The following is a 24,519-nucleotide window of genomic DNA, read 5'->3' on the forward strand; positions in this document are numbered from 1 at the left end:
CCGGACGGTCCCGGAAATCGGGTCCGGGTCCAATCCCGGCCCCCGCCCGGCCCCCGGCCCCCGCCCGGCCCCCGGCCCCCGGCCGGCCCCCGGCCCCCGGCCGGCGGCCGGCCGGGCACGCCGCGGCCCCGGGCGGTCCGTCCTCCGCCCGGGGCCGCGGGTTCCGGCGGGAAGCCGGAGGCCTTACGCGTCCAGCGACGTCATCACGTGCTTGATGCGCGTGTAGTCCTCGAAGCCGTACGCGGACAGGTCCTTGCCGTAGCCGGACTTCTTGAAGCCGCCGTGCGGCATCTCGGCGACCAGCGGGATGTGGGTGTTGATCCACACGCAGCCGAAGTCGAGCTTCTTGGACATCCGCATGGCGCGGGCGTGGTCCTTGGTCCACACCGAGGAGGCGAGGGCGTACTCGACGCCGTTGGCCCACTCGACGGCCTGGTCCTCGTCGGCGAAGGACTGCACGGTGATGACCGGGCCGAAGACCTCCTTCTGGATGATCTCGTCGTCCTGCTTGAGCCCGGAGACGACGGTCGGGGCGTAGAAGTAGCCGCGCTCGCCGACCTGGTGGCCGCCGGCCTCGACCTTGGCGTGGGCGGGCAGCCGCTCGATGAAGCCGGCGACCTGCTTGAGCTGGTTGGGGTTGTTCAGCGGGCCGTACAGGACGTCCTCGTCGTCCGGCTGCCCGGTCTTCGTCTCGGCGGCGGCCTTGGCGAGCGCGGAGACGAACTCGTCGTGGATCGACTCGTGGACCAGCACGCGGGTGGCGGCGGTGCAGTCCTGGCCGGCGTTGAAGAAGCCCGCCACCGAGATGTCCTCGACGGCCTTGGCGATGTCGGTGTCCTCGAAGACCACGACCGGGGCCTTGCCGCCGAGCTCCAGGTGGACGCGCTTGAGGTCCTTGGCGGCCGACTCGGCGACCGACATGCCCGCGCGGACCGAGCCGGTGATGGAGGCCATCGCCGGGGTCGGGTGCTCGACCATCAGACGGCCGGTGTCCCGGTCGCCGCAGATGACGTTGAAGACGCCCTTGGGCAGGATCGAGCCGATGATGTCGGCGATCAGGACCGTGGAGGCCGGGGTGGTGTCCGACGGCTTGAGGACGACCGTGTTGCCCGCGGCGAGCGCCGGGGCGAACTTCCACACGGCCATCATCATCGGGTAGTTCCACGGCGCGACCTGGGCGCAGACGCCGATCGGCTCACGGCGGATGATCGACGTCATCCCCTCCATGTACTCGCCGGCCGAGCGGCCCTCGAGCATCCGCGCCGCACCCGCGAAGAAGCGGATCTGGTCGACCATCGGCGGGATCTCCTCGGAGCGGGTCAGCCCGATCGGCTTGCCCGTGTTCTCCACCTCGGCCGCGATCAGTTCCTCGGCCCGCTCCTCGAACGCGTCCGCGATCTTCAGCAGGGCCTTCTGCCGCTCGGCCGGGGTGGTGTCGCGCCAGGCCGGGAAGGCCGCGGCGGCGGCCGCCATGGCGGCGTCGACGTCCGCCTCCCCGGACAGCGGCGCGGTGGCGTAGGCCTCGCCGGTCGCGGGGTTGACCACGTCGGTGGTCCGTCCGTCGGCGGCGTCCCGGAACTCACCGTCGATGTAGTTGCGCAGACGACGCAGCTCGGTGCTCACTGCCGGCCCTCCTGGTCTGGTTCTGGCTGTCTCTGACTGTCTTTGACTGTCTCGGGCTGCTGGTGCTCGCGGTCTCTGGCTGCTCGTGGCTGTCCAGTCGCCGAGACGTCCACCCTAGTCGTCAGGCCGACGTTTTCAACACCCCCGTCCCCGCGAGTTCTGCGAAATCCGCACGTCTCGGTCCCATGAACAACGGATTTCATCGCCACAGCCTTGCGGAACTGTTGATACGTGGTGCACAGTGTGCTCGTGGCCAGTCGAAGCGCAGACCAGAGGGACTCCCGCGAGTCCAGGAACGGCAGCCCCCACCTGGACGCCGTCTCCCTCGCCATCATCGAGCAGCTGCAGGAGGACGGCCGCCGGCCGTACGCCGCGATCGGCAAGGCCGTCGGCCTGTCCGAGGCGGCCGTGCGCCAGCGCGTCCAGAAGCTGCTCGACCAGGGCGTGATGCAGATCGTCGCCGTCACGGACCCGCTCACCGTGGGCTTCCGCCGGCAGGCGATGGTCGGGATCAACGTCGAGGGCGAGGTGGAGTCCATCGCGGACGCGCTGACCGACATGCCGGAAGTCGAGTACGTGGTGATGGCCGCGGGCTCGTTCGACATCCTCGCCGAGATCGTCTGCGAGGACGACGACCACCTGCTGGACGTCATCAACAAACGCATCCGGACGCTGCCCGGCGTGCGCTCCACCGAGAGCTTCGTCTACCTCAAGCTCAAGAAGCAGACCTACATGTGGGGAACCCGATAACCGTGAGCAAGGACCTCAGCCGTACCGCGTACGACCACTTGTGGATGCACTTCACCCGCATGTCCTCGTACGAGAACTCCCCCGTGCCCACCATCGTGCGCGGCGAGGGCACCCACATCTACGACGACAAGGGCAAGCGCTACCTGGACGGCCTGGCGGGCCTGTTCGTGGTCCAGGCCGGGCACGGCCGCACCGAACTGGCCGAGACCGCCTTCAAGCAGGCGCAGGAGCTGGCGTTCTTCCCCGTCTGGTCCTACGCCCACCCCAAGGCCGTGGAGCTCGCGGAGCGGCTGGCCCACCACGCGCCCGGCGACCTGAACAAGGTCTTCTTCACCACCGGCGGCGGCGAGGCGGTGGAGACCGCCTGGAAGCTCGCCAAGCAGTACTTCAAGCTGACCGGCAAGCCCACCAAGTACAAGGTCATATCCCGCGCGGTCGCCTACCACGGCACCCCGCAGGGCGCCCTGTCCATCACCGGCCTGCCGGGCCTGAAGGCCCCCTTCGAGCCGCTGGTCCCGGGCGCCCACAAGGTCCCGAACACCAACATCTACCGCGCCCCCATCTTCGGCGACGACCCCGAGGCCTTCGGCCGCTGGGCCGCCGACCAGATCGAGCAGCAGATCCTCTTCGAGGGCCCGGACACCGTGGCGGCCGTCTTCCTCGAGCCGGTCCAGAACGCGGGCGGCTGCTTCCCGCCCCCGCCCGGATACTTCCAGCGGGTCCGCGAGATCTGCGACCAGTACGACGTGCTGCTCGTCTCCGACGAGGTCATCTGCGCCTTCGGCCGCCTCGGCACCATGTTCGCCTGCGACAAGTTCGACTACGTCCCGGACATGATCACCTGCGCCAAGGGCATGACCTCGGGCTACTCCCCGATCGGCGCCTGCATCGTCTCCGACCGCCTGGCCGAGCCGTTCTACAAGGGCGACAACACCTTCCTGCACGGCTACACCTTCGGCGGCCACCCGGTGTCGGCGGCCGTGGGCCTGGCCAACCTGGACCTGTTCGAGCGAGAGGGCCTCAACCAGCACGTGCTGGACAACGAGGGCGCGTTCCTGTCCACCCTGCAGAAGCTGCACGACCTGCCGATCGTCGGCGACGTCCGCGGCAACGGCTTCTTCTACGGCATCGAGCTGGTGAAGGACAAGAACACCAAGGAGTCCTTCAACGAGGAGGAGACCGAGCGCGTCCTGTACGGCTTCCTGTCCAAGGCGCTGTTCGACAACGGCCTGTACTGCCGCGCCGACGACCGCGGCGACCCGGTCGTCCAGCTCGCCCCGCCGCTGATCTCCGACCAGGAGACCTTCGACGAGATCGAGCAGATCCTGCGCGCGACGCTGACGGAGGCGTGGACCAAGCTGTGACCCGCGTGCCCGGCACGGGCACGGGAGGGCATATGCCTCCGATCAGATGATGATCTTCGGCCCCGGGCCGCCCGTTCGAGTGAAGAACGGCGGCCCGGGGCCGTGTGCTGTCCGGCCTCCCGGGAACGGCTGCCTAGCGTGCCAGTGACCGATCGGCTCCGACTTCGTTCCCCCGGACGGGGGAATCAGCGGACCCGCACGGCGCTCCGCGCGGCACTACCGATCCGAACCGAGGTGTACGCCATGGTGGCCCCACCCGACAACGACGTGCTGTGGGCACGTGCCCTGCACTACACCCACGACGACGGCTCGCCCGCGCTGGGCGGCGTCTCGATGGGCGTACGGCAGGGCGAGATCCTGGCCGTCGGCGGCCCGAGCGGCAGCGGAAAGACGACCCTGCTGCGGTGCCTGTCCGGAATGGTGCGCGTGCGCAGGGGCGAGGTCTGGTTCAACAGCGCCCCCGTGCACACCCTCGGCCCACTGGCCCGGGAACGGCTGCGCCGCGACCGGTTCGGCTGGATCGACCCTGCCCCCGTGCTCGTGCCCGAGCTGAACGTCTGGGAGAACACCGCCCTGCCCCTGATGCTGCGCGGCACCAGCAGGCGCCGGGCCAAGGTCGCCGCCCTGGAGTGGCTGGAGCGGCTCGACGTCGGCGACCTGGCCCGCAGACGACCGCACGAGCTGCGCCAGGCCGAACGGCAGCGCGTGTGCATCGCCCGCTCGCTCGCCCCGGCACCGACCGTGCTGTTCGCCGACGAGCCGACCGCCCCGCTGCACCGCGCCGACCGCGCCCACGTCCTGCGGACCCTCACCACCGCGGCCCGCTCGCACGGCATCACGGTCGTGCTCGCCACGCACGACCCGGAGACCGCCGCCCTCGCCGACCGCACGGTGGGGCTGCTCGACGGCCGCTGCGTCAAGACGGTGCACCTGCCCCCGGCCGGCGACACGACGGAAGGCCGGGCCGCGTGCTCGCTCTCCGTCTGACCCGACTCGCGCACCCCGCCGTCCAGCTGCGCCGTCTGACGGTCGCGGCGGCCTCGGCGGGCACCAGCTTCCTGCTGCTGAGCAGCCTCGGCTACGCCCTGTCCCACCCGGACGACCCGTCCGCCGCGCTGCTGCGGCTGGCCTGGTGCGCGGTGCCCCTGGCGGCCACCGCCCATCTGGCGGTCGCGGTGGCCCGTACCGATCCGGGCACCCGGCCCCGCTCCGGACTGTCGGGGCTCGGCCTCGGTCCCGGCCGCATGGCGGCCGTCTCGGCGGCGGCGACCGCCCTGTCCTGTGCCGTCGGCACCGTGCTCGCGGCCCTGGTCTTCCTGCACCTGCGCGGCGACCTGCCCGGTCCGCCGCCGGCGGGCACGGCGGCGGCGGACTTCCTGGCCCCCGGCAGACGGCTGCCCGTGCCGGGCACGCTGATCCTGCTTGCCGTGGTGCCCGCGGTCGCCTCGGCGGCGGTCGCCCTCGCCCTGCGTCCGCGCGACGCCCGGCCCGCGCGGGGCCCCGGCCGCAGGTTCGGGCGCTTCGGGGCGTACGGACAGGGGAGCGCGCGGGAGTCCTTCGGGGCGTACGGCCGCTTCGGGGCGCGCACGAAGGGCGCGGGTGCGCGTACGGGCGCGGGCGCGCGTGCGGGTACGGGCGCGCGTGCGGGTACGGGCGCGCGTGCGGGTACGGGTGCGGGCGTGGATGAGCGTGCGGGTGCCGGGCGGGCCGCGGCTGCGGGTACGGGCACGGATACGGGCGCGGATGAACGTGTGGAGGCCCTGACCGGCGCCGGTGGACGTGCCGGCTCCGGTGTCCGGGCCGCCGCCGGGGCCCGGGCGGCTGCCGGGGCCGGTCGTCGTGCCGACGACGGTCACGGTGCCGGCGACCACGACGGTGACGCCGACCGGGCCGAGGACGGAGAGGACGCGCCCGATCCCTTCCGCCCGCTGCCTCCCCGAAGGCCGCCCACCGGCCTGCCCTGGGGCGTGGCCGTGCTGGCCGCGGGCCTCAGCGTCGAGGCGTACGCCGACCGCACCGCCGTCTCCCCGGCGGCCGGCCGCCCCACCGCCCTGCCCGGCGGCCTCGCGGCCGACTCCGCGCCCGTGCTGGTCGGCTGGCTGCTCACCGCGCTGGGCCTGGCCATCGCGGGACCCGGCCTCACCCACCTGTGCGGCCGGCTGCTCCAGGCGGTCCGCCCGGGCGCCCTGCGCCTGCTGGCCGGCCGGGTGCTGATGGAGGAGGCGGGCCGGGTCGGCCGGCCGCTGGGCGTGGTGTGCGCGGTGGCGTCGGGGACGTACGCCGTGCTCGTACTGTCCGGCGGCGCCGCGCCGGCCTTCGGTCCCCTGACCGTCCTGGGCGCGCTGATCGTCGCGGGATGCACCCTGGCCGCGCTGCTGACGGCGGCCGTCGAGGCGCGCCAGGAACGTGCCGGCACCACCGCGGCCCTGCTGCGGCTCGGCGCTCCCCCCACGGTGCTGCGCGGCGCGGCCGTCCTGCGCGTCACCGCCCTGCTGGCCCTGTTCGTGCCGCTGACCCTGGCGATCGCCGGCCTCGCCGCGCTGCCCCTCACCCGCTGAGGGTCCTCGAAGGTTTCTCGCCCGCCCGGAGGACGGGCCGTCGGGAGAAGAGGCCGCGAAAAGGATCCGCGGGCACCGATGAGTTCCGCCCGTCCGCCCGGTCCACCCCCTCGAACACCACGGACGGGCGCCGCGACGGCGCACCGCAGGCCCACGACGGGAGAGCCCACCATGTACCAGCAGATGATCTTCGTGAACCTGGCGACCGCCGACGTGGCCGCGTCGAAGAAGTTCTTCACCGAGCTCGGGTACACGATCAACCCGCAGTTCTCGACCGACGACTGCGCCTGCGTCGTCATCAGCGACACGATCATCGCCATGCTGCTGAGCAAGGAGCACTACGCCCGCTTCACCAAGAAGGAGATCGCGGACTCCACGAGGACGAGCGAGACCCTGATCTGTCTGAGCGCGGAGAGCCGCGAGAAGGTCGACGAGCTCGTCGACCGGGCGATCGCGGCCGGCGGCACCGCCAGTGGCGAACCCCAGGACCACGGCTTCATGTACGGCCGCGCCTTCGACGACCTGGACGGCCACACCTGGGAGGTCATGTGGATGGACCCGGCGGCGGTGCAGGGCTGAGCACGCCGGCCACGGGCGGCGAACCGGCGGCGAGGGAGGAGCGCATCGCCCTGGCCGGCCGGACCGCGCAGGTCCCCGAGGCGTTGAAACATACGAGCGGTTAATGAATGGGTAAAGTCAACGACCCGGCGGGGCATATGCATTGACACCCCTTACGGAGCGCTTATAGACCTGTGAGACTCGTGGGGGCGCTGGGGCGACCCTGTCGTCAACCGCCCCAACTCCCCCTCAACCCCCCGCAATTGCGCATCCCCGTGAAGGGCAAAGTGGCCATCTTGACCATATCCCGCCGTACCGCACGCACCGTGCGCGTCCTCGGTGTCGCCTCCGCCTCGGCCGCGCTCGCGCTCGGCGCCGCCGGCAACGCGCTCGCGTGCAACATCAAGGAGTTCTCCGCCGAAGCCAAGTGCGAGGGCGGCAAGGGCGTCATCGTCGTCACCGACGTGGACCGCTCCGGAACGCCGGCGACCATCTCCGTGTTCCTCGAGAACAACGGCGCCGACGCCAAGAAGATCGGCGAGCAGCCCGTGAAGGGCTCCGCCAAGGGCACCGCGGTGACCTTCGCCGAGGACTGGAAGCCGAACGCCGTCTACCGCGTCCACGTCAAGGCCCGCGGCAATGTCGTCAACGAGGACATCAAGCCGAACCTGACCACCCCGTCGACCGCCTGCGCGACCGAGACCCCGAGCGCGCCGGCCTCGCCGTCCGAGCCGGCCACCCCGGCCCCGTCGAAGACCCCGGCGGAGACCCCGGCGGAGACCGGCTCCCCGACGCCGTCGGCCTCGGAGAGCAGCACCGCGCCGGCCGGCACGGCCAGCAACGCGCCGTCGCCCGCCGCCGTCGGGGACTCCAACCTCGCCGAGACCGGCGCCGGCTCCAACACCGGTCTGATCGCCGGCATCGCCGCGGCCCTGGTCGTCGTCGGCGGCGGGGCGGTCTTCTTCGGACTGCGCCGTCGCGGCGCGAAGAGCGGCAACTGACGCCCCGCGCCGTCACCGCGTACGCGAGCCGTACCGTGGCCCGCCCCGGACTCCGGGGCGGGCCACGCCCGTTCGGCCACCCGCACACGCCCCGGCGGCGGGCGACGGGTGGGTGACGGGTGACGGCGACGGTGACGGCGACGGATGAAGCGTGACGCGTGACGCGTGACGGGCCGTCATATCGCGGGGCGGCGGCCCCGCCGAGTCGTCGGGTCGTCACCGCCCCGCGGCTCACCCCAGTACGGCGATCTCCGCCGCGTCGAACTCCACCCCGACCTCGTCGCCCACCCCGGGCGCGGACCGCAGCGCGCAGGCCGCCTCCAGCCGGGGCGCCTGACGGGGCTGGAGGTGCACGGACACATGGGTGCCCTTGAAGGTGCGGGCCACGACCGTGCAGCGCAGTCCCTCGCCGACGGGCACGAGGCGGACACCCGCGGGCCGTACCAGCAGGGTCCGTGAGCCACGGGGCGCGCCCGCGGGCACCGGCACCTTGCCCCACGGCGTGACCGCGGCCTCGCCGTCCACGGTGGCCTCGGCCACGTTCTCGAAGCCGAGGAAACGGGCGACGAAGGCGTCCGCCGGCCGCTGCCAGACCTCGAGCGGCGTGCCGGACTGGGCGATCCGGCCGTCCCGCATCACCACCACCCGGTCGGCCAGCGCGAAGGCCTCCCCCTGGTCGTGCGTGACGGCGAGCACGGTGGTGCCCAACCGGCCGAACAGCTCGCGCAGTTCGACGACCAGGCGCTCCCGCAGCGAGCGGTCGAGCTGGCCGAGCGGCTCGTCGAGCATCAGCAGCCGGGGCCTGGGGGCCAGCGCGCGGGCGAGGGCCACCCTCTGCTGCTCGCCGCCGGAGAGGGCGGCCACCGCCCGCGGCCCGGCGCCCGGAAGGCCGACCAGCTCCAGCAACTCGGCGACCCGCGCGGCCCGTTCGCTCTTCGACGCGCCGTGCATGCGCAGCCCGAAGCCGACGTTGCCGGCCACGTCCCGCTGCGGGAACAGCTGGTGGTCCTGGAACATCAGCCCGACCTCGCGCCGGTGCACCGGCACCCCGGCCTGGTCCCGCCCGCCGAGCAGCACCCGCCCGCCGTCCAGCGGCTGCAGCCCGGCCACCGCCCGCAGCAGCGTCGACTTGCCGCTGCCACTGGGGCCCAGCACGCACACGATCTCGTGCTCGGCGACCGCCAGGTCGACCCCGTCCAGTGCCGCCCGGCCGCCGAAGCGGACGGTCGCGCGATCCAGGCTCAGCAGCGTCACAGCTCCCCCGTCCGGTCCGTGCCGCGCAGCTTCTCCAGCACCAGCAGCGCCACGGCGCACACCACCATGAGAATCGTCGACAGGGCCATCGCCCGGCCGTAGTTGAGATCACCGGGCCGGCCGAGCAGCCGCGCCACCGCGACCGGCAGGGTCGGGTTGTCGGGCCGGGCGATGAACACGGTCGCCCCGAACTCCCCCAGGGACACCGCGAAGGCGAACCCGGCCGCGATCAGCAGCGCCCGCCGCACCAGGGGAAGGTCCACCTCCCGCCACACCCGCCAGGGCGGCGCCCCCAGCACGGCGGCCGCCTCCCGCAGCCGTACGTCCACCGCGCGCAGCACCGGCAGCATGGTCCGCACCACGAACGGGACGCCGACCAGGGCCTGGGCGAGCGGGACCAGGATCCACGACTGGCGCAGGTCCAGCGGGGGTTCGTCCAGCGCGATCAGGAAGCCGAAGCCGACCGTCACCGCCGACACCCCGAGCGGCAGCATCAGCAGCGCGTCGAACCCGCGCACGAGCCGGCCGGCGTCGCGCCGGGCGAGCGCCGCCGCGGCCAGTCCCCCGATCACCACGGCGATGGCGGTGGCGGCGAGGGCGTACGACAGGGAGGTGCCGATGGCGTCGACGGGGGCGACCAGGAACGTGCCGTCGCCGGTGTCGGTCAGGGCCCGGTAGTAGCCGAGGCCGGGGGCGTCCAGGGACCGCTGCACCAGGACGGCGAGCGGCAGCAGGAGCAGCAGCACGACGGTGGCGAGGACTCCGGCCAGCAGCGCCCACTGGCCCGCTCCGCGCGGGCGGCGGGCCGTACCGGAGGCGTCCACGAGCCGCAGGGCGCTCTCGCGCCGCCGTACGGTCCACGCGTGCACGGCGAGGACCGCGCCGACGGCGAGGAACTGCACGACGGTCAGCACGGCGGCCGTGGACAGGTCGAAGATCTCCGACGTCTGCCGGTAGATCTCCACCTCCAGGGTGGCGAAGCCCGGGCCGCCCAGGATCTGCACCACCCCGAAGGAGGTGAAGGTGAACAGGAACACCATCAGCGCGGCGGCGGCGACGGCCGGGGCGAGCGCGGGCAGGGTGACCTTGCGCCACGCCGCCGCCGGTGAGGCGCCGAGCACTCGCGCGGCCTCCTCCTGCCGCGGGTCGAGCCCGGCCCACAGGCCGCCCACCGTCCGTACGACGACGGCGTAGTTGAAGAAGACGTGGGCGAGCAGGATCGCCCACACGCTGGTGTCCAGCCGTACGCCCCACAGCTCGTCGAGGAGGCCGCCGCGCCCGAGGAGCGCCAGGAAGGCGGTGCCGACGACGACCGTGGGCAGCACGAACGGCACGGTGACCACCGCGCGCAGCAGCCCCCGGCCGGGAAAGTCGAGGCGGGCGAAGACGTAGGCGCCGGGCAGGGCGACGATCAGGGTGAGCGCGGTGGAGGCGAGCGCCTGCCAGGTGGTGAACCACAGCACGTGCCGGATGCCGGGGTCCCCCAGCACGTCGGCGATCCGCCCGAGCCGCCAGGCGCCGTCCGTCTCCAGGCCGCGCCGGACGATCGCGGCCACGGGGTAGGCGAAGAACACCGCGAAGAACGCGACGGGCACGGCCATGAGGCCGAGCCGCGCCGCGTTCCCGGTGCGGCGGCTTCGCCCGCGGGCTACTTCAGTACGAGCGAGGTCCACGACTTGACCCACTGGTCGCGGTGGGCGGCGATCCTGTCGGGCGCCATGGTCTCGGGGTGCTCGGCGGGCGGGCCGAACCGGGTGAACTCGGCGGGCACCGCGGCCTTGTCGGTCACCGGGTAGACGAACATGTTGAGGGGCATGTCCTGCTGGAACTTCCGGGAGATCAGGAAGTCGAGGAACGCCTTGCCGCCCTCGGCGTTCCGCGCGTTGCTCAGCAGCCCGGCGAACTCGATCTGCCGGAAGCAGGTGCCGGCCGCGACGCCGGTCGGCGCGGTCTTCGGCCGGGGGTCGGCGTAGACGACCTCGGCCGGCGGCGAGGAGGCGTAGGAGACGACGAGGGGCCGGTCGCCCTTGGCCTTCCGGCCGCCCGCAGAGCCGGAGAACTCCTCGTTGTACGCCTGCTCCCAGCCGTCGACGACCTTGACGCCGTTGGCCTTCAGCTTCTTCCAGTACTCCGGCCAGCCGTCGTCGCCGTACCGGGCGGCGCTGCCGAGCAGGAAGCCGAGGCCGGGCGAGGAGGTGGCCGCGTTCTCGGTGACGAGGAGGTTCTTGTACTCCGGCTTGACCAGGTCGTCGAAGGAGGACGGCGGGGTCAGCTTGTGGTCGGCGAAGTACTTCTTGTCGTAGTTGACGCAGATGTCGCCGTAGTCGACCGGGGTGACCCGGTGCTTGTCCTTGTCGAGCCGGTAGGCGGCGCCGACCGCGTCGAGGCCCTTGGCCTCGTACGGCTGGAACAGGCCGTTGTCCAGGGCTCGGGAGAGCAGGGTGTTGTCGACGCCGAAGAAGACGTCGCCCTGCGGGTTGTCCTTGGTCAGGACGGCCTTGTTGACGGCCTGGCCGGCGTCGCCGTCCTTCAGCACCCTGACCTTGTATCCGGAGCTCTTCTCGAAGTCGGCGACGACGCTCTTGGACGCGGCCCACGAGTCGTGGCTGACGAGGGTCACCGTCCTGGAGGCGGCCGGGGACGAGTCGCCCTTGCCCTGCGTCGACCCGCACGCGGACAGCGTGACCAGGCCGAGCCCGACCGCGACGGCGGCGAACGTCTTGGAGTGCGTGTGCACTGGATGTCCTCCTGGGGTTGGCCAGGAAGAGACGCGGCCCTGCCCGGTGTCCGCGGGGGACGCCGGGCAGGGCGCAACAGCTCGAGTGATGACCGAACTTCCTACCCAGAATGACCTGGGCGAGGTTCAGAGGGTCTGCGGCCGGTTGCCGCACTCTCAGCGCTGTGGCGCTCCCCTGTCGGAATATGAATCGGAATATGAAGATGTGACGTTGCCCGTCCGCACTCGCGTACGGACCGGCACTGACCGGAATCAGACTACCGCCCGGCTACCGCTCGGTGGCAGCCAGCTGTCCGCACGCCCCGTCGATCTCCTGGCCGCGGGTGTCCCGGACGGTCACGGGTACGCCGTGGGCGGCGATCGCCTGGACGAACGCCTTCTCGTCCTCGGGCCGCGAGGCGGTCCACCGGGAGCCGGGCGTCGGATTGAGCGGGATCAGGTTGACGTGCACGGGCCTGCCCTTGAGCAGCCGGCCGAGCCGGTCGCCCCGCCATGCCTGGTCGTTGATGTCGCGGATCAGCGCGTACTCGATGGACAGCCGGCGCCCGGACCTCGCGCTGTACTCGAACCCGGCGTCCAGCACCTCCCGCACCTTCCACCGCGTGTTGACGGGCACGAGGGTGTCGCGCAGCTCGTCGTCCGGGGCGTGCAGGGAGATGGCGAGCCGGCACTTGAGACCCTCGTCGGCGAACCGGTGGATCGCCGGGACCAGGCCCACCGTGGAGACGGTGATCCCGCGCTGGGACAGCCCGAGGCCGTCCGGCTCGGGGTCGCTCAGGGCGCGGATCGCGCCGACGACCCGCTTGTAGTTGGCGAGGGGCTCGCCCATGCCCATGAACACGATGTTGGACAGCCGGGCCGGGCCTCCGGGCACCTCGCCGTCGCGCAGGGCCCGCATGCCGTCCACGATCTGGTGCACGATCTCGGCGGTCGACAGGTTCCGGTCCAGCCCGGCCTGCCCGGTCGCGCAGAACGGGCAGTTCATCCCGCACCCGGCCTGCGAGCTGATGCACATGGTGACCCGGTCCGGGTAGCGCATCAGCACCGACTCCACGAGCGTCCCGTCGAACAGCCGCCACAGCGTCTTGCGCGTGGTGCCCTCGTCGGTCGACAGATGCCGCACGACCGTCATCAGCTCCGGAAGCAGCGCCTCCCGCAGCTTGTCCCTCGATGCGGCGGGGATGTCGGTCCACTGCTCCGGGTCGTGCGCGTACCGCGCGAAGTAGTGCTGCGAGAGCTGCTTGGCGCGAAACGGCTTCTCACCGATCGCGGCAACGGCCTCCTTGCGCTCGGCCGGCGACAGATCGGCAAGATGCCGCGGCGGCTTCTTGGCTCCGCGCGGCGCGACAAAGGTGAGTTCTCCGGGCTTGGGCATGGTGGTACCAGTGTCGCAGATCGACTGCCGGAGCCCAGGCCAGAGTGGGGTGGGGGTGGTCACCCGTGGGTGCCGTCTGTCAGCGTTGGTCGGCCTCGGACGGCCCAGGGACGGCCCAGGACTCGGTCAGCCGTCGTCGTAGGTACCCAGGTGGCGGCGCCACGGCTCGTCATTCCATCTGCGCTGGAGCGACCGGGAGCTGTTCCTTGTACGGCCATGTGAAGGTGCGGTCGGGCTCTAGATGGGCGTCGCCCCAGTGAATGGCATGGATGCCGTTCTCGGCGTCGGCCGTGAAGAACACGCAGACGAGCCTGGTGGCAGCTCCCAGCTCCTCGAACGCTTCGTGCAGCCCCAGGTACTCCTCGGTCACCAGGTCGTCGTCGACCTCGAACAGCCCCTCCGGAGACTGCGGCCCGTGCGCCCGGAACAGCCGTTGCCGCGTGGGCGACGCATTGGCGGGCAGCCGGGCCCGGTCCAGTGGCCTGGGCCTGTCGGCGTAGCGGAAGGGGAAGAGTGCGTAATCGTTGATCACTGCGTACTCGTATCCGCGTACGTCTCGTACGGCTTCCCCCAGCTCACGTGCCGTCTCCGCCAGATGCTCACGCACAAGACCCGCCAGGGCGACACCGTACGGACTCCGCTTCTTCAGCCCCGCAGCGAGGTGCGCGGCATGAGCCTTCGCGTGCGCCTCGGCCAGCTGCACCGGAACCGCAGCGGCCACCGCGCCGGCATGCCGCCCAAACCGCTCGACGGCCCAGGCCGACGGCCCCGCCGGATAGCCACCCAACACCGCCATGCAGTGCTCCCTCCCCCAGATGCAGCCTCCGAACTGTGTGACACGTACACGAAGGGCACACAAGGGGGCGATCTGGCCAGGACACGGCGGCAAGCGCTCTGTACTCAGATCAGCCACAACTGACCATCGGCGGCCGTGACCTGCGGCCGCCTACCCGATTAACGCCCTGACCTGCTGCTGAGCTGTCGGTAGCTGTCGACGTTGGTCAACGCTGAGCGCCCTTCCACGGCCCTAGGACGGCCCGGGAGGGCGCTTGTGCATTGAGGGAGACGGCCGCTTACGAGTTGGGTCACCGGGTCGTGCGGCCTGCCCCCGTGTCTATGGCGCTGACGATTCCCGGTGCCCCTGTGGCTGTTCCGGTCCGTCGTCTGTAGACGTTAATGCCATCCGTTGCTGTCACTTCGCGGAGCGTCGGCACGTCGCGAGTCGTTGCAGCCTACGGCGACGCTGCCCCGCGGCGCGCTGCTGAGCCCTCGGGCTGGCAACTGTCAGGGCCGTGACAGTTGCCGCCCTGCTCCCCGCGCTAGGTCCGAGATCTGGTCGTCGGCACCACGTGCTCATCCATTGCTCGATCAGTGACGCCCTGAACGCCTGGGCTTCGGGACTCTGAGCCACCCAAGTGGCAGAGCGGGAGCTCGGCACACGGAAGTGCGCCGAATCTACACCCTGCTGCGCCTATCTCTCCTAGGATGCGGCCATCAGACTGCCGATGGGGGGACATGATGGTGGTACTAGAACAACTGGCCTACAAGATTGCATCTGGAGCACTTAAGTCTGCGTCTGCAGCAGTAGTACGGTCCGCACTCGCACCAAAATCTGGGGCGCTGATCGTATCAAATGGATCGTCAGGGCGTCTTAAGAACAAACTGATTCCCGCGACTGCCATCTCCGAGAAAGACATCAAAGAGTTTTCTCGGCATGTATTGAGAGTGATTTCTCCACTTCTAGAGACGGAGTTCTCCGGCCTAGAAGACGGCGAGATCGCTGCGGCTCTAGATGGGATTCAGAAGTCTTTTTCCGACACCTCGGCCGACATTTTTGCACATGACTTGAGTCCTGACCGCTACGCCGAACAAGTCATTGACGATTCTCGCCCTTATGTATCGACCCTTGGATTGAGCGTCACCGCCTACGAGTTCTACAGAAGAATTGCTGTGGAGGTCTCGGCGCAGATGTTGAATTTCATAACCACATGGCCATCCTTCTTGGCTCGCGCTAACGTCGAGCAGCTGAAGCGCACGACCAAGCTCGCAAAGGAACTCCGAACGGTTAAGCTAGCGGTACTCGATAATGCCAACGCCGAGGAAGTGCAATTTGAAGAAAAGTACAATCAAGTAGTTGTTGGAAAGCTTGATCAACTTGAACTCTTTGGAGTTACTCTCTCGCAGTCTGAACAACGCTCATACCCTCTGAGTACTGCCTATATCAGCCTGTCGGTGGCAGAGTCCGCCAGACCGACGCAAGCCAACAGGGAGCTAGAAACAGATCTCGCCGATTGGGATAAGGGAGAAGAGTGGGTCGCGCAGGCTGCCGGTATGGGCACGGACGCTAGTGGCGGTTTGCGGTCAGAGAGCGCGATCTCGCAATTCCAAAGAATCTTGTTGCGTGGTGATGCCGGGTCCGGGAAGACCACTCTACTCCATTGGCTTGCGGTGAACGCAGCAAGGAGATCACTCGACGGCGAGCTAAGGCAGTTCAACGGCTATGTTCCCTTCATTCTCCCCTTGCGTCGTTTTGCGGATCGTGAGTTGCCTGCTGCACACGAATTCCTGAGCGAGGTTGGAAGACATCTAGCTGGGGATATGCCAAGACGATGGGTGAATCGCGTACTCAGTAGCGGGCAAGCTTTCGTCCTAATTGATGGCGTCGATGAACTGCCCGAGTCGCGCCGCGGCGAAGCCAAGGAGTGGCTTTGTGATCTACTTAATACCTTTCCGTCAGCACGGTACGTGGTTACCTCTCGGCCAGCTGCTGCGGAGGAAAAGTGGCTGAGCCAGCAAGATTTCACTTCCATGGATATGCTGCCGATGAGTTCCCTGGATATCGAGAACTTTGTGCATCATTGGTACGAGGCGGCCCGAGCTTGTCTTCCATCAGATGTAAATGACGTCGAGGTGGAAGAACTCCTCAGTTACGAGGAGGAAATGACGCGCGCTATGCGAGGGCAGAGGCAACTACAAAAGCTAGCATCTAATCCGCTTCTCTGTGCACTTCTGTGCACGCTGAGCAGAGATAGACGCATGCAGCTGCCGCAGGGTCGAATGGAGCTCTATGCAGCCGCTCTCGAAATGCTACTCGTACGTCGTGATGTTGAGCGCCGCATCAAGCATTCCGATGCACCGAATCTCACTCTGAACCAAAAACAGCGGATTCTCGGGCATTTTGCCTACTGGCTTCTACGTAATGCACTGTCAGACTCTACGGAGGAACAGGCTATAGGGCAAATTAGTCTTGCTATGGAATCTATGCCAGCTGTTCAAAGTTCTGGCACGGACGTATACAAGTACCTCATGGTCCGCAGCGGCCTACTGCGCCAACCAGTTGAAGGCCGCGTAGACTTCATTCACCGAACTTTTCTAGAGTATCTAGCAGCGGCGAACATCGTGGCTCTGAATGACATAGGGTCACTCGTGAAGAACGCCCACCTGGATCAGTGGCACGAGGTGGTTGCCATGGCAGTGGGGCACGCACGTCGCGAAGAGTGTAGTTCCATTCTAAAGCAGCTAATTGACCGCGGGAAAGAGGAGCCGGAGAACACGGCAAAGCTTCATCTCTTGGCTGCCTCCTGCCTGGAGAACGCTGAAGAGATTGATCGAGAGACCTACACTCTTGTGCGTAACCACGCTTCTAAGCTGATTCCACCCAGTAAGGTATCCCAAGCGAAAGAGCTTGCATCAGTCGGTGAATCTGTGCTGCAACTCCTACCGAGGTCGGGTCGTCGCCTACTCGCGCCGCAGGCTGCGGCAACAGTGCGAACAGCCAGTCTCGTCGGAGGCGACGGAGCCCTCGAGATCCTGGCCGGCTTCGGTTCGGACACTCGCAAGGCCGTCTACGAGGAGCTTGCTCGGGCCTGGACTCAGTTCGACGTTGGAGACTATGCAGAAAAAGTGATGTCCAGGTCTCCATTTGCCAGGCGGCAACTAGTCATCGATCATCAACAGCTGCTGTCCACTCTAATGCACTTCCCCGATTTGAGATCGCTGCACTGTGGATTCCCTATTGAGAGTTTCGACTGGCTGGACCACTGCCCGACTCTCGAATCGCTTTCGCTGGCCTTTGCGTCGCCCGAAGTGCTCGAATCGATTGCAGCCCTAACGATGCTCAAATCCCTCAATTTGAGGCGATTCGAAGGGGAAGTGGAAGCCCTGCAAAAACTAAAAAACTTGGCGAATCTGGAATGGCTGCTATTGAGAGGCGTACGCCTTTCCAATGGCCCTTTTGACTTGAATCTCTTGCCGCGCCTACCCAAGTTGAAGCGCCTCCAGGTGGGTGGCGGTACTGGGCGAATCAATTTCGCGCGACTCGGTGACTTTTTTCCAGCTCTGAGTGTCATTTCCTCTAGTAGTGCGCCTAGGGTAAATTTCGCAGGTGCTGAAAGACTGGAAAATCTGGAAATCGTGCAACTGCTGGGCACTCGAGAGGTCAAGAATGCTGCGGCGCTCAGTGGGCTTGGCAAGTTGACCCTGTCTCTCAATCTTTGTGAGGACGGGGTGTTGCCCGAGTTGGCTAAAGTCCGGAACATTGCAGGTATGCGAGTCCATGTCAGGTCGGGTGCGAAAGGCCGCCTCGTGGACGTATCTGGATTTGCGGGTCACGCGAATGTTCAGATCCGTTTCAATGAGCGCGTCAAATTGTCCGTACCTGAACGAGAATTGGGGGAAGGTGTGACAATCTCTTGTAGAGAGCGGTGACGTCCTGCGCCTTCCTCGTCCAGGTCGGCGGAGTCTTAACCTCGATCTTTCGTGAGGGCCTGCCGACGGAGTCGGCGGGCCCTTTCGCCTTCCTGAGCTGATGGTGGGTAGGCCGGCGGCCCGGCTGTCGCGTCGGGTGGGCGCCGGGTTCCACTGCCCGGGGCGGGTGATGTTGTCGTCGGGTCGGTGGACGTTGCTGGTCAGCCGGGGTTGGGCAGGAGCGCGAGCCGTGCGAGTGCGGCGGTGATCTCGCCGGTCCAGGGCCAATGCCGGGCCAGGCGGAGGATTCGCCGACGGCCGGTGGTTACGAGTTGTCCGGCCGTGGTGAACAGGCGGAGCCGCAGGCGGCGGGGTTCCCAGAGCCGGGCCTTGCCGGTCAGGGCGAGCATCGGCATCCAGGCCAGCAGGTCGAGGGCGATCTGCACGATCTCCAGCCAGATGCGGTTGTGGGCCGTGCGGTGCAGGGGCAGATTGCGCAGGCCGGTGGCCCGGGCGGCGCGGATGCGGTCCTCGGCCCTGGCCCGCAGCCGGTGACGGAGCTCGAGCTCGGCGATCGGCCGGCCGGGGGTGTTGGTGGCGAAGCAGGTCAGCCGCATGCCGTCCGCGTCCGTGAGCCTCAACTGTGCTCCGGGATGCGGTCGTTCCTTCCTGATGATCAGCCGCATGCCCTTGGGCCAGCCGTCCAGAACGTCGCCGGTGAGTTCGGTGACCCAGGCGCCGTCCCGGATCTCGCCGCCGGTCTCGACGGCCGCCGTCCAGGCCGAGGCCGGAACCTTCAGCACGCGGCTGTGGACCTGCTCGGTGATCACCATGCCGACCGAGTAGGACAGCCACCGTCCCCGCTGGGCGAGCCAGGCGACGAAGTCGTGGGTGCCGCCCGCGGAATCGGTGCGGATCAGGGTCCGGCGCCCGCGCCGGAACTTCTTCGGCAACTGGGCCAGGGCCAGTCGGGCGGCGGTGATGTGGTCGGACGCGGTGTTCGATCCCGCGTTGCCTGGTCTGAGCAGGGCCGCGACCGGTTCCCCCGTGCCGCCGCTTCCGTGGTCGACGAAGCCCATCAGCGGGTGGTGGCCGTAGGTCCGCTTCCAGGTGGGTGCGGCGTCCTCCTTGTCTGAGTGCGCGATCACCAGCACCCCGTCGAGATCGACGGTCACCGTCCCGCCCGCATCAGGCGCTGCCCGGCCGGCCAACCGCCAGACACGTTGACGGACTTCAGCCCGCGCGGAACGGATGGCCTGCAGGGCTTTCTCCCCGGAGGCTGCGAGGGTGTCGATGAGGCGGGAGACCGTCGGGTCGGAGGCGACCGGCCCGAATACGGCCGGCTCGGCCCGCAGCATGCCAACGTCGGCCAGGCAGTCCCCGCCCATCGCGACCGCCAGCGCGAGGTCCAGGAGGATCTTTCCGGGATCGTGGACGGCCCGTGGTTTCCGCCAGGGCGCCAGGGCTGCGGACGTCGCCTGGTCAAGGCCCGTCTTGCGGACCGTCTCCAGCAGCAGGACCGCACCGGCCTGCGAGACCACCTGTCGGCCGTCTCCCCGGACACGGACACGCGGGTACGACGAGATAGGCTCTCTCACCTGGAAAGTGCTCTTTTCCTTGCAGCCAACAGGACCCTCAGCAAGTCCTATCGTTGCAGGTCAAGGGCACTTTCCGTGTTTCTGATCAACTCTTGGACATCCCACCTCGTGAAAGCGCGAGGTTAATGACCGAGTCAAGCTGCTGTAGCGGCCAGCGTTCTAGTTGGTGGGCTGGCGGTGAAGGGGCGGTCGTCACGTAGCAGGGCCCAGAGGACGTCGACGCGGCGGCGGGCCAGGGCGATGACGGCGGGTATGTGCTTGTGGCCTTGGGCTCGCTTCTTGAGGTAGTAGGTCCGGTTGGGGCCGTCGCGGATGATGCTGGTTTGCGCGGAGAGGTAGAACACTCTGCGCAGGCGGCGGCTGTAGCGCTGGGGCCGGCGGAGGTTGCCGGTGCGGCGTCCGGAGTCTTTGGCGACGGGGACCAGGCCGGCGGCTGAGGCGAGGTGACCGGCGTCGGGGTAAGGAAGCCAGGTCGCCCGCGGCGACGAGGAACTCGGCGCCGAGGATGGGTCCGATGCCGGGCATCGACTCGATGATGGCGGCCTGCGGGTGGGTGTGGAAGGCGTCGCTTATCTGCCGGTCGAGCTGCTTGAGCCGTTCGTCCAGGGCCAGCACTTGCGCTGCGAGGTCTGCGGTGATGCCCGCGGCCGTGTCCTGGCCGGGCAGTTGGATGTGCTGGGCATGCGCGGCGGTGAGGGCGGTGGCGGCGACCGTTTCGGGGTGGCGCACGCCCCGTGCGGCGAGCCAGCGGGTCAGACGGGCCTGGCCGCAGCGGCGCAGGGCGGCGGGGGTCTGGTAGCCGGTGAGCAGGACCAGGGCGCCCTTGTGGTCGGCGTAGTCGAAGGCCGCTTCCAGGGCAGGACTGATGCCGGTGAGCACGTCGTGGAGGCGGTTGAGCAGACGGACCCGGTCGGCGATCAAGTCGGAGCGGTGGGTCGTGAGCAGAGCCAGGTCAGCGACCGGGTTCGTGGGCACCTCGACCGGGGCGAAGTCCCTCCGCAGACGGGCTGTTTCGGCGATGACGTAGGCGTCGCGGGCATCTGTCTTGGCCTCGCCCCGGTAGGCGCCAGCCGCCGGGTGGCGCACAAGCCGCCAAGCACGCCGCCACCCGGGGCCGTTCCTTCCAACCGCAATCGAAAGGAACCACCATCATGACCCAGCACACCCCGCCCGCGTCGCGTATCTGCCCGGCCTGCGACGGATTCGCCTCCGTCGCCGTCACCATCGGCGGCCGTGACCTGCGCGGGCACCTGCGCACCATCACCGCGCACTGCCCGGTCTGCCACGGCACCGGCACCGTCACCGCCCGCCGCGTCCGGGAGGGCGCTGGTGCCTGAGACGCTGCTCGACCCGACCACCCTCGGCGACCTGCTGAGGGTGGCTTCGGCCGTCGACTACCACCGCTGGGAAGAACAGATACGCCGCACCGGTGGCTGCGCCGACCCCATCCACCTGACCGGCTGGGTCGTGCACAAGGACAAGACAACCGGCGAGACCCTGCACCACTACTCCACCGAGGGCGAGCCGGGCGGCCGTCTCCGCCTCGCCTGCGGCAACCGCCGTGCCTCCCGCTGCCCCGCCTGTGCCTGGACCTGCGCGGGCGACACCTACCACCTCATCCGCGCGGGCCTCGCCGGTGACGACCGCCGCGACATCCCCGCCACCGTCCGGGACCACCCCCGGGTCTTCGCCACCCTCACCGCACCCTCGTTCGGCCCGGTCCACAACCGCCCCGATCGCGGCGTCTGCCGCTGCGGCACTCGCCACGCTCCCGACGCCCCGGAGCTGGGCACCGCCCTCGACCCGGACACCTACGACTACGCAGGCGCGGTGCTGTTCAACAACCACACCGGACAGCTCTGGCAACGCTTCACCAACCGGCTCCGCCGCGAGATCGCCGCCCGCGCCGGCCTCACCCAACGCGAGCTTAAAGAGCGTGCCCGGCTGTCGTACGGCAAGGTCGCCGAGTTCCAGAAACGGGGCGCTCTGCACTTCCATGCCGTGATCCGACTCGACGGCCCGGACGGCCCGGATACTCCTCCCCCGGCCTGGGCGACCGTCGACCTGCTCGCCGACGCGATCCGTGCAGCTGCGGCGCACTCGTACACCTCGGTTTCCGTCCCGGCCGCCGAAGACCAACCCGCGCGGACCTTCCGCTGGGGCACCCAGCTCGACATCCGCCCCGTGAAGGCGTTCGGGGACGGCTCCGACATCACCGAGCAGGCTGTCGCCTCCTACGTCGCCAAGTACGCGACCAAAGCGGCCGAGAACACCGGCACCCTGGACCGCCGCATCGGCGAGCTGGCCGAGCTCGACCGCCACCAGGTCCCCGACCACACCCGCCGCCTGATCGAAACCTGCAAGGCGCTCGACCCGCTCTACCCGGACCGGCGGCTGTGGGCCTGGGCTCACATGCTCGGCTTCCGTGGCCACTTCTCCTCGAAGTCCCGCCGCTACTCGACCACGCTCAGCGAACTCCGCCAGACACGCGCCGAGTACCGGGCCGCCCAGGAGCGCGCCGCCCTCGGCCTCGAGGACGCCGAGCCGGACACCGTCCTGGTCCTCGCCGACTGGCAGTACGCCGGACACGGCCACACCCCCGGTGAATCCGTCCTCGCCGCCACCATCGCCCGCGACCTCCAGCTCAACCGCGAAACCGCCCGCGAAGCCCTACGCGACCAACTCGCCGACGAAAGGGAGTGCTGACCATGGCCTCAGAGCTGCCGAACCGGTTCCTGACCCCTGAGGACCTGGTCGAGATGTTCGAGCTGCCCAGCGTCGAGACGGTCTACCAGTGGCGCCGCAAGCGCACCGGTCCCCGCGGCTTCCGCGTCGGCCGGCACCTCCGCTTCGACCCGACCGACGTGCGCGCCTGGGTGGACTCACAGATTGGTGAAGCTGCCTGATGGCGGGGCACATCCAAGACCGCTGGTACAAGACAGAGACTGGCCCGGACGGCAAGCCCGTCAAGGTCAAGACTGACCGATACGGCGCTGGCATGCGTTACCGCGCTCGGTACATCGGCCCTGACGGCACCGAGAAGTCCAAGAGCTTCCCGGACCGACAGAAGCGCCTCGCCGAGCAGTGGCTCACGGACATCGCGTCGGACATGTCGCGCGGTCGGTACATCGACCCGCGTGCCGCTCGGATCACCTTCAAGAGCTACGCCGAGAAGTGGCTCAAGACGCACGGCATCGACCCAGCCAGTCAGGTCGTCGTCGAGCAGCGGTTACGCCTGCACGCGTTTCGCCTGATCGGCTCTCGGCCGCTGTACTCGTTCCGCCCGGAGCACATTCGTGCGCTGGTCAGCGCGCTGGAGAATGACCCGGCCGTGAGCGGCGGCTATGCGCGGAACATCTACGGCGACGTACGGGCCGTCCTCAGTGCGGCGGTCGACGACGGGCTGTTGCCCCGTAACCCGTGCTCCGCGAAGTCCGTTCGTCCGCCGGCCGCCGAGCAACGCCGGGTTGTGCCGTGGCTGCCCGCTCAGGTCCGGGCGGTCCGCGCGGCTCTCCCCCAGCGCTACCGGCCCATGGTGGACGTGGGTGCCGGGTGCGGACTTCGTCAGGGGGAGATCGTAGGGCTGGCTGAGGATGCGCTCGACTTCGACGGCGGCATCATCCGGGTCGTCCGGCAGGTGAAGCTGATCCGAGGGAAGGCCGTATTCGCTCCTCCGAAGTGCAACAAGGAGCGGGACGTACCCTTGCCGCCCTCGGTGGCCGAGTCCCTGCGGGCCCACATGGACGCCTTCAAGCCCGTCGAGATCACCTTGCCGTGGCGCAAGCCGGACGGCCCGAAGGTCTCCGCCCGTCTCCTGTTCACGAACACCGCAAGCGGACTCGTCTGGCGCAGCAACTTCAACGTCCAGGAGTGGAAGCCCGCTCTTGCGGCGGCCGGACTGATCTCGGCGGCCGGAGCCGACGGCAAGTACGAGTCCGCTCGGGAGCACGGCATGCACGCCCTGAGGCACTTCTACGCCTCGGCGCTCCTGGACGCCGGCGAAAGCGTCAAGGCCGTGAGCGAGCACCTGGGACACGCCGACCCTGGGCTGACACTGCGGGTGTACGCGCACCTGATGCCGTCGAGCCAGGAGCGGACGAGGAAGGCCGTGGATCGGGTGCTTCTCCCGGCACCGCGCGAGCCAGACGGCCCAGAGACGGTTCAGTAACCCGAATCAGGCCCTCTACCGGCTAAACCTGCACGTTGGGGCCTGATCGCGTTCGCCTGGGATCCCAACAGGTCCGGGGTGGGGGTAGCCCGGCGGCTCCGAGCACTCACAGCTGCCCAGAAGGGCAAACCCCAGGACATAGGCCTCAGCCGCGCACTAAAATGTCGCCGCCCTGGCACTGAGAAGGGACAGCGCTTGAGTCCAACGCCCGCTTCGGGGTACACACTCGTGATCGTCCCTGAAGTTCGTGAGTGGCTGCACAATCTCCGCAAGGCTGACAAGGAAGCGATGAAGATGGTCGCCGCGGCCATCACCGCTCTACGGGAGGTGGGGCCAGGCCTGGGACGCCCCCTTGCAGATACTCTGTCAAGGGAGAAAAAGAAGAAGCGCGCTCGCTCTCGCTACTCGAACATGAAGGAGCTGCGGCCCAACTCCGGAGCACGATCCGCGGTACGCATCCTGTTCATCTTCGATCCACGGAGCCGAGCGGTCCTCTTGGTGGCCGGTGACAAGGCCGGGAACTGGGAAGACTGGTACGAGGAGGCCATCCCTCTGGCAGACGCGCGGTACGAGGCATACCTCAAGGCGATGGAGGCCGAAAGCTCATGAACGGTTACGGCGTGTACGACACGTCAGACGAGTTCCTTGAAGAGTTCATCGAGCCCGAAGACCGTGCCTCGGTCCGAGCTACCGCTGCTCAGATGGCCAGCGAACACCGCAAGTCCAGCCGGCGCAGCCAGATCACCGCAGCCAGGACAAACGCAGTTCACGAGTCCAAAGCCCGCCGAGCAAGCACCATCACCGTCCGCGCGCCTCGAACCAGCCCGGCCCGAACGATTACAGTCCG

19 protein-coding genes, 1 pseudogene and 1 riboswitch are annotated in these 24,519 nt (G+C 68.8%); of the genes and pseudogenes, 12 read left to right on the top strand and 8 right to left on the bottom strand.

What is annotated here, in order from left to right; genetic code table 11:
- Window positions 1–183 precede the first annotated feature (183 nt).
- A complete protein-coding gene (locus tag ACI2LW_RS18595; protein ID WP_404732279.1) occupies window positions 184–1,623 on the bottom strand; it encodes a gamma-aminobutyraldehyde dehydrogenase in 1,440 nt (479 codons plus the stop codon).
- 234 nt (window positions 1,624–1,857) lie between these two features.
- Here ACI2LW_RS18595 and ACI2LW_RS18600 point away from each other — a divergent pair, with 234 nt between their 5' ends.
- The 6 genes from ACI2LW_RS18600 (at window position 1,858) to ACI2LW_RS18625 (ending at window position 7,854) form a co-directional block, all read left to right on the top strand.
- Complete coding sequence (locus ACI2LW_RS18600) at window positions 1,858–2,373, top strand: Lrp/AsnC family transcriptional regulator (protein ID WP_404732329.1); 516 nt, start codon at window positions 1,858–1,860, stop codon at window positions 2,371–2,373.
- Complete coding sequence (locus ACI2LW_RS18605; RefSeq protein ID WP_404732280.1) at window positions 2,358–3,737, top strand: aspartate aminotransferase family protein; 1,380 nt, start codon at window positions 2,358–2,360, stop codon at window positions 3,735–3,737. The genes ACI2LW_RS18600 and ACI2LW_RS18605 overlap by 16 nt, the downstream gene beginning before the upstream one ends.
- 243 nt (window positions 3,738–3,980) lie before the next feature.
- The gene (locus ACI2LW_RS18610) at window positions 3,981–4,724 is read left to right on the top strand and encodes an ABC transporter ATP-binding protein (RefSeq protein ID WP_404732281.1); all 744 of its coding nucleotides are present in this window, start codon (window positions 3,981–3,983) and stop codon (window positions 4,722–4,724) included.
- On the top strand, window positions 4,706–6,295 hold the full coding sequence (locus tag ACI2LW_RS18615; protein ID WP_404732282.1) for a hypothetical protein: 1,590 nt from the start codon (window positions 4,706–4,708) through the stop codon (window positions 6,293–6,295). The genes ACI2LW_RS18610 and ACI2LW_RS18615 overlap by 19 nt, the downstream gene beginning before the upstream one ends.
- A 171-nt stretch (window positions 6,296–6,466) precedes the next feature.
- Complete coding sequence (locus tag ACI2LW_RS18620; protein ID WP_404732283.1) at window positions 6,467–6,874, top strand: VOC family protein; 408 nt, start codon at window positions 6,467–6,469, stop codon at window positions 6,872–6,874.
- A 275-nt stretch (window positions 6,875–7,149) separates the two neighbouring features.
- On the top strand, window positions 7,150–7,854 hold the full coding sequence (locus ACI2LW_RS18625) for an LAETG motif-containing sortase-dependent surface protein (RefSeq protein WP_404732284.1): 705 nt from the start codon (window positions 7,150–7,152) through the stop codon (window positions 7,852–7,854).
- A gap of 231 nt (window positions 7,855–8,085) precedes the next feature.
- Here ACI2LW_RS18625 and ACI2LW_RS18630 read toward each other — a convergent pair whose 3' ends face one another.
- The 5 genes from ACI2LW_RS18630 to ACI2LW_RS18650 form a co-directional block, all read right to left on the bottom strand.
- A complete protein-coding gene (locus ACI2LW_RS18630; RefSeq protein ID WP_404732285.1) occupies window positions 8,086–9,108 on the bottom strand; it encodes an ABC transporter ATP-binding protein in 1,023 nt (340 codons plus the stop codon).
- On the bottom strand, window positions 9,105–10,781 hold the full coding sequence (locus tag ACI2LW_RS18635; protein WP_404732286.1) for an ABC transporter permease: 1,677 nt from the start codon (window positions 10,779–10,781) through the stop codon (window positions 9,105–9,107). Before ACI2LW_RS18635 ends, ACI2LW_RS18630 begins: the two co-directional genes overlap by 4 nt.
- Window positions 10,757–11,845 (bottom strand): thiamine ABC transporter substrate binding subunit, encoded by a 1,089-nt coding sequence (locus ACI2LW_RS18640; protein ID WP_404732287.1) that lies wholly within the window; start codon window positions 11,843–11,845, stop codon window positions 10,757–10,759. Before ACI2LW_RS18640 ends, ACI2LW_RS18635 begins: the two co-directional genes overlap by 25 nt.
- Before the next feature lie 80 nt (window positions 11,846–11,925).
- A riboswitch (TPP riboswitch) is annotated at window positions 11,926–12,032 on the bottom strand.
- A gap of 81 nt (window positions 12,033–12,113) precedes the next feature.
- A complete protein-coding gene (gene rlmN / locus ACI2LW_RS18645) occupies window positions 12,114–13,220 on the bottom strand; it encodes a 23S rRNA (adenine(2503)-C(2))-methyltransferase RlmN (RefSeq protein ID WP_404732288.1) in 1,107 nt (368 codons plus the stop codon).
- Window positions 13,221–13,389: 169 nt separating this feature from the next.
- A complete protein-coding gene (locus ACI2LW_RS18650) occupies window positions 13,390–14,016 on the bottom strand; it encodes a hypothetical protein (protein ID WP_404732289.1) in 627 nt (208 codons plus the stop codon).
- Between the two features lie 719 nt (window positions 14,017–14,735).
- Here ACI2LW_RS18650 and ACI2LW_RS18655 point away from each other — a divergent pair.
- Window positions 14,736–17,927, top strand: coding sequence for an NACHT domain-containing protein (locus ACI2LW_RS18655; protein ID WP_404732290.1), 3,192 nt, complete (start codon window positions 14,736–14,738; stop codon window positions 17,925–17,927).
- 200 nt (window positions 17,928–18,127) lie between these two features.
- On the opposite strand, the gene ACI2LW_RS18660 is transcribed toward ACI2LW_RS18655, so the two are convergent.
- Both ACI2LW_RS18660 and ACI2LW_RS18665 read right to left on the bottom strand, forming a co-directional pair.
- Entirely contained in the window at window positions 18,128–19,504 is a 1,377-nt protein-coding gene (locus ACI2LW_RS18660) for an IS1380 family transposase (protein WP_404732291.1), read from the bottom strand.
- A gap of 134 nt (window positions 19,505–19,638) precedes the next feature.
- A pseudogene (locus ACI2LW_RS18665) lies at window positions 19,639–20,575 on the bottom strand (IS110 family transposase); the annotation flags it as partial.
- An 80-nt stretch (window positions 20,576–20,655) separates the two neighbouring features.
- On the opposite strand from ACI2LW_RS18665, the gene ACI2LW_RS18670 reads away from it, so the two are divergent.
- The 5 genes from ACI2LW_RS18670 (at window position 20,656) to ACI2LW_RS18690 (ending at window position 24,281) form a co-directional block, all read left to right on the top strand.
- Window positions 20,656–20,841 (top strand): hypothetical protein, encoded by a 186-nt coding sequence (locus tag ACI2LW_RS18670; protein ID WP_102637910.1) that lies wholly within the window; start codon window positions 20,656–20,658, stop codon window positions 20,839–20,841.
- Window positions 20,834–22,210 (top strand): replication initiator protein RepSA, encoded by a 1,377-nt coding sequence (repSA, locus tag ACI2LW_RS18675; protein ID WP_404732292.1) that lies wholly within the window; start codon window positions 20,834–20,836, stop codon window positions 22,208–22,210. Before ACI2LW_RS18670 ends, repSA begins: the two co-directional genes overlap by 8 nt.
- Before the next feature lie 2 nt (window positions 22,211–22,212).
- Window positions 22,213–22,410 carry an AlpA family transcriptional regulator gene (locus tag ACI2LW_RS18680; RefSeq protein ID WP_031017537.1) on the top strand — a complete coding sequence of 66 codons (198 nt, stop codon included), beginning with the start codon at window positions 22,213–22,215 and terminating at the stop codon, window positions 22,408–22,410.
- Window positions 22,410–23,672: a tyrosine-type recombinase/integrase gene (locus ACI2LW_RS18685; RefSeq protein WP_404732293.1), complete on the top strand. Its 1,263-nt coding sequence runs from the start codon at window positions 22,410–22,412 to the stop codon at window positions 23,670–23,672. Before ACI2LW_RS18680 ends, ACI2LW_RS18685 begins: the two co-directional genes overlap by 1 nt.
- A 228-nt stretch (window positions 23,673–23,900) precedes the next feature.
- The gene (locus ACI2LW_RS18690) at window positions 23,901–24,281 is read left to right on the top strand and encodes a type II toxin-antitoxin system RelE/ParE family toxin (RefSeq protein WP_307822714.1); all 381 of its coding nucleotides are present in this window, start codon (window positions 23,901–23,903) and stop codon (window positions 24,279–24,281) included.
- The last annotated feature ends 238 nt before the right edge of the window (window positions 24,282–24,519 follow it).

Source organism: Streptomyces sp. NPDC004065 (genome assembly GCF_044903565.1).
GTDB lineage: Bacteria > Actinomycetota > Actinomycetes > Streptomycetales > Streptomycetaceae > Streptomyces.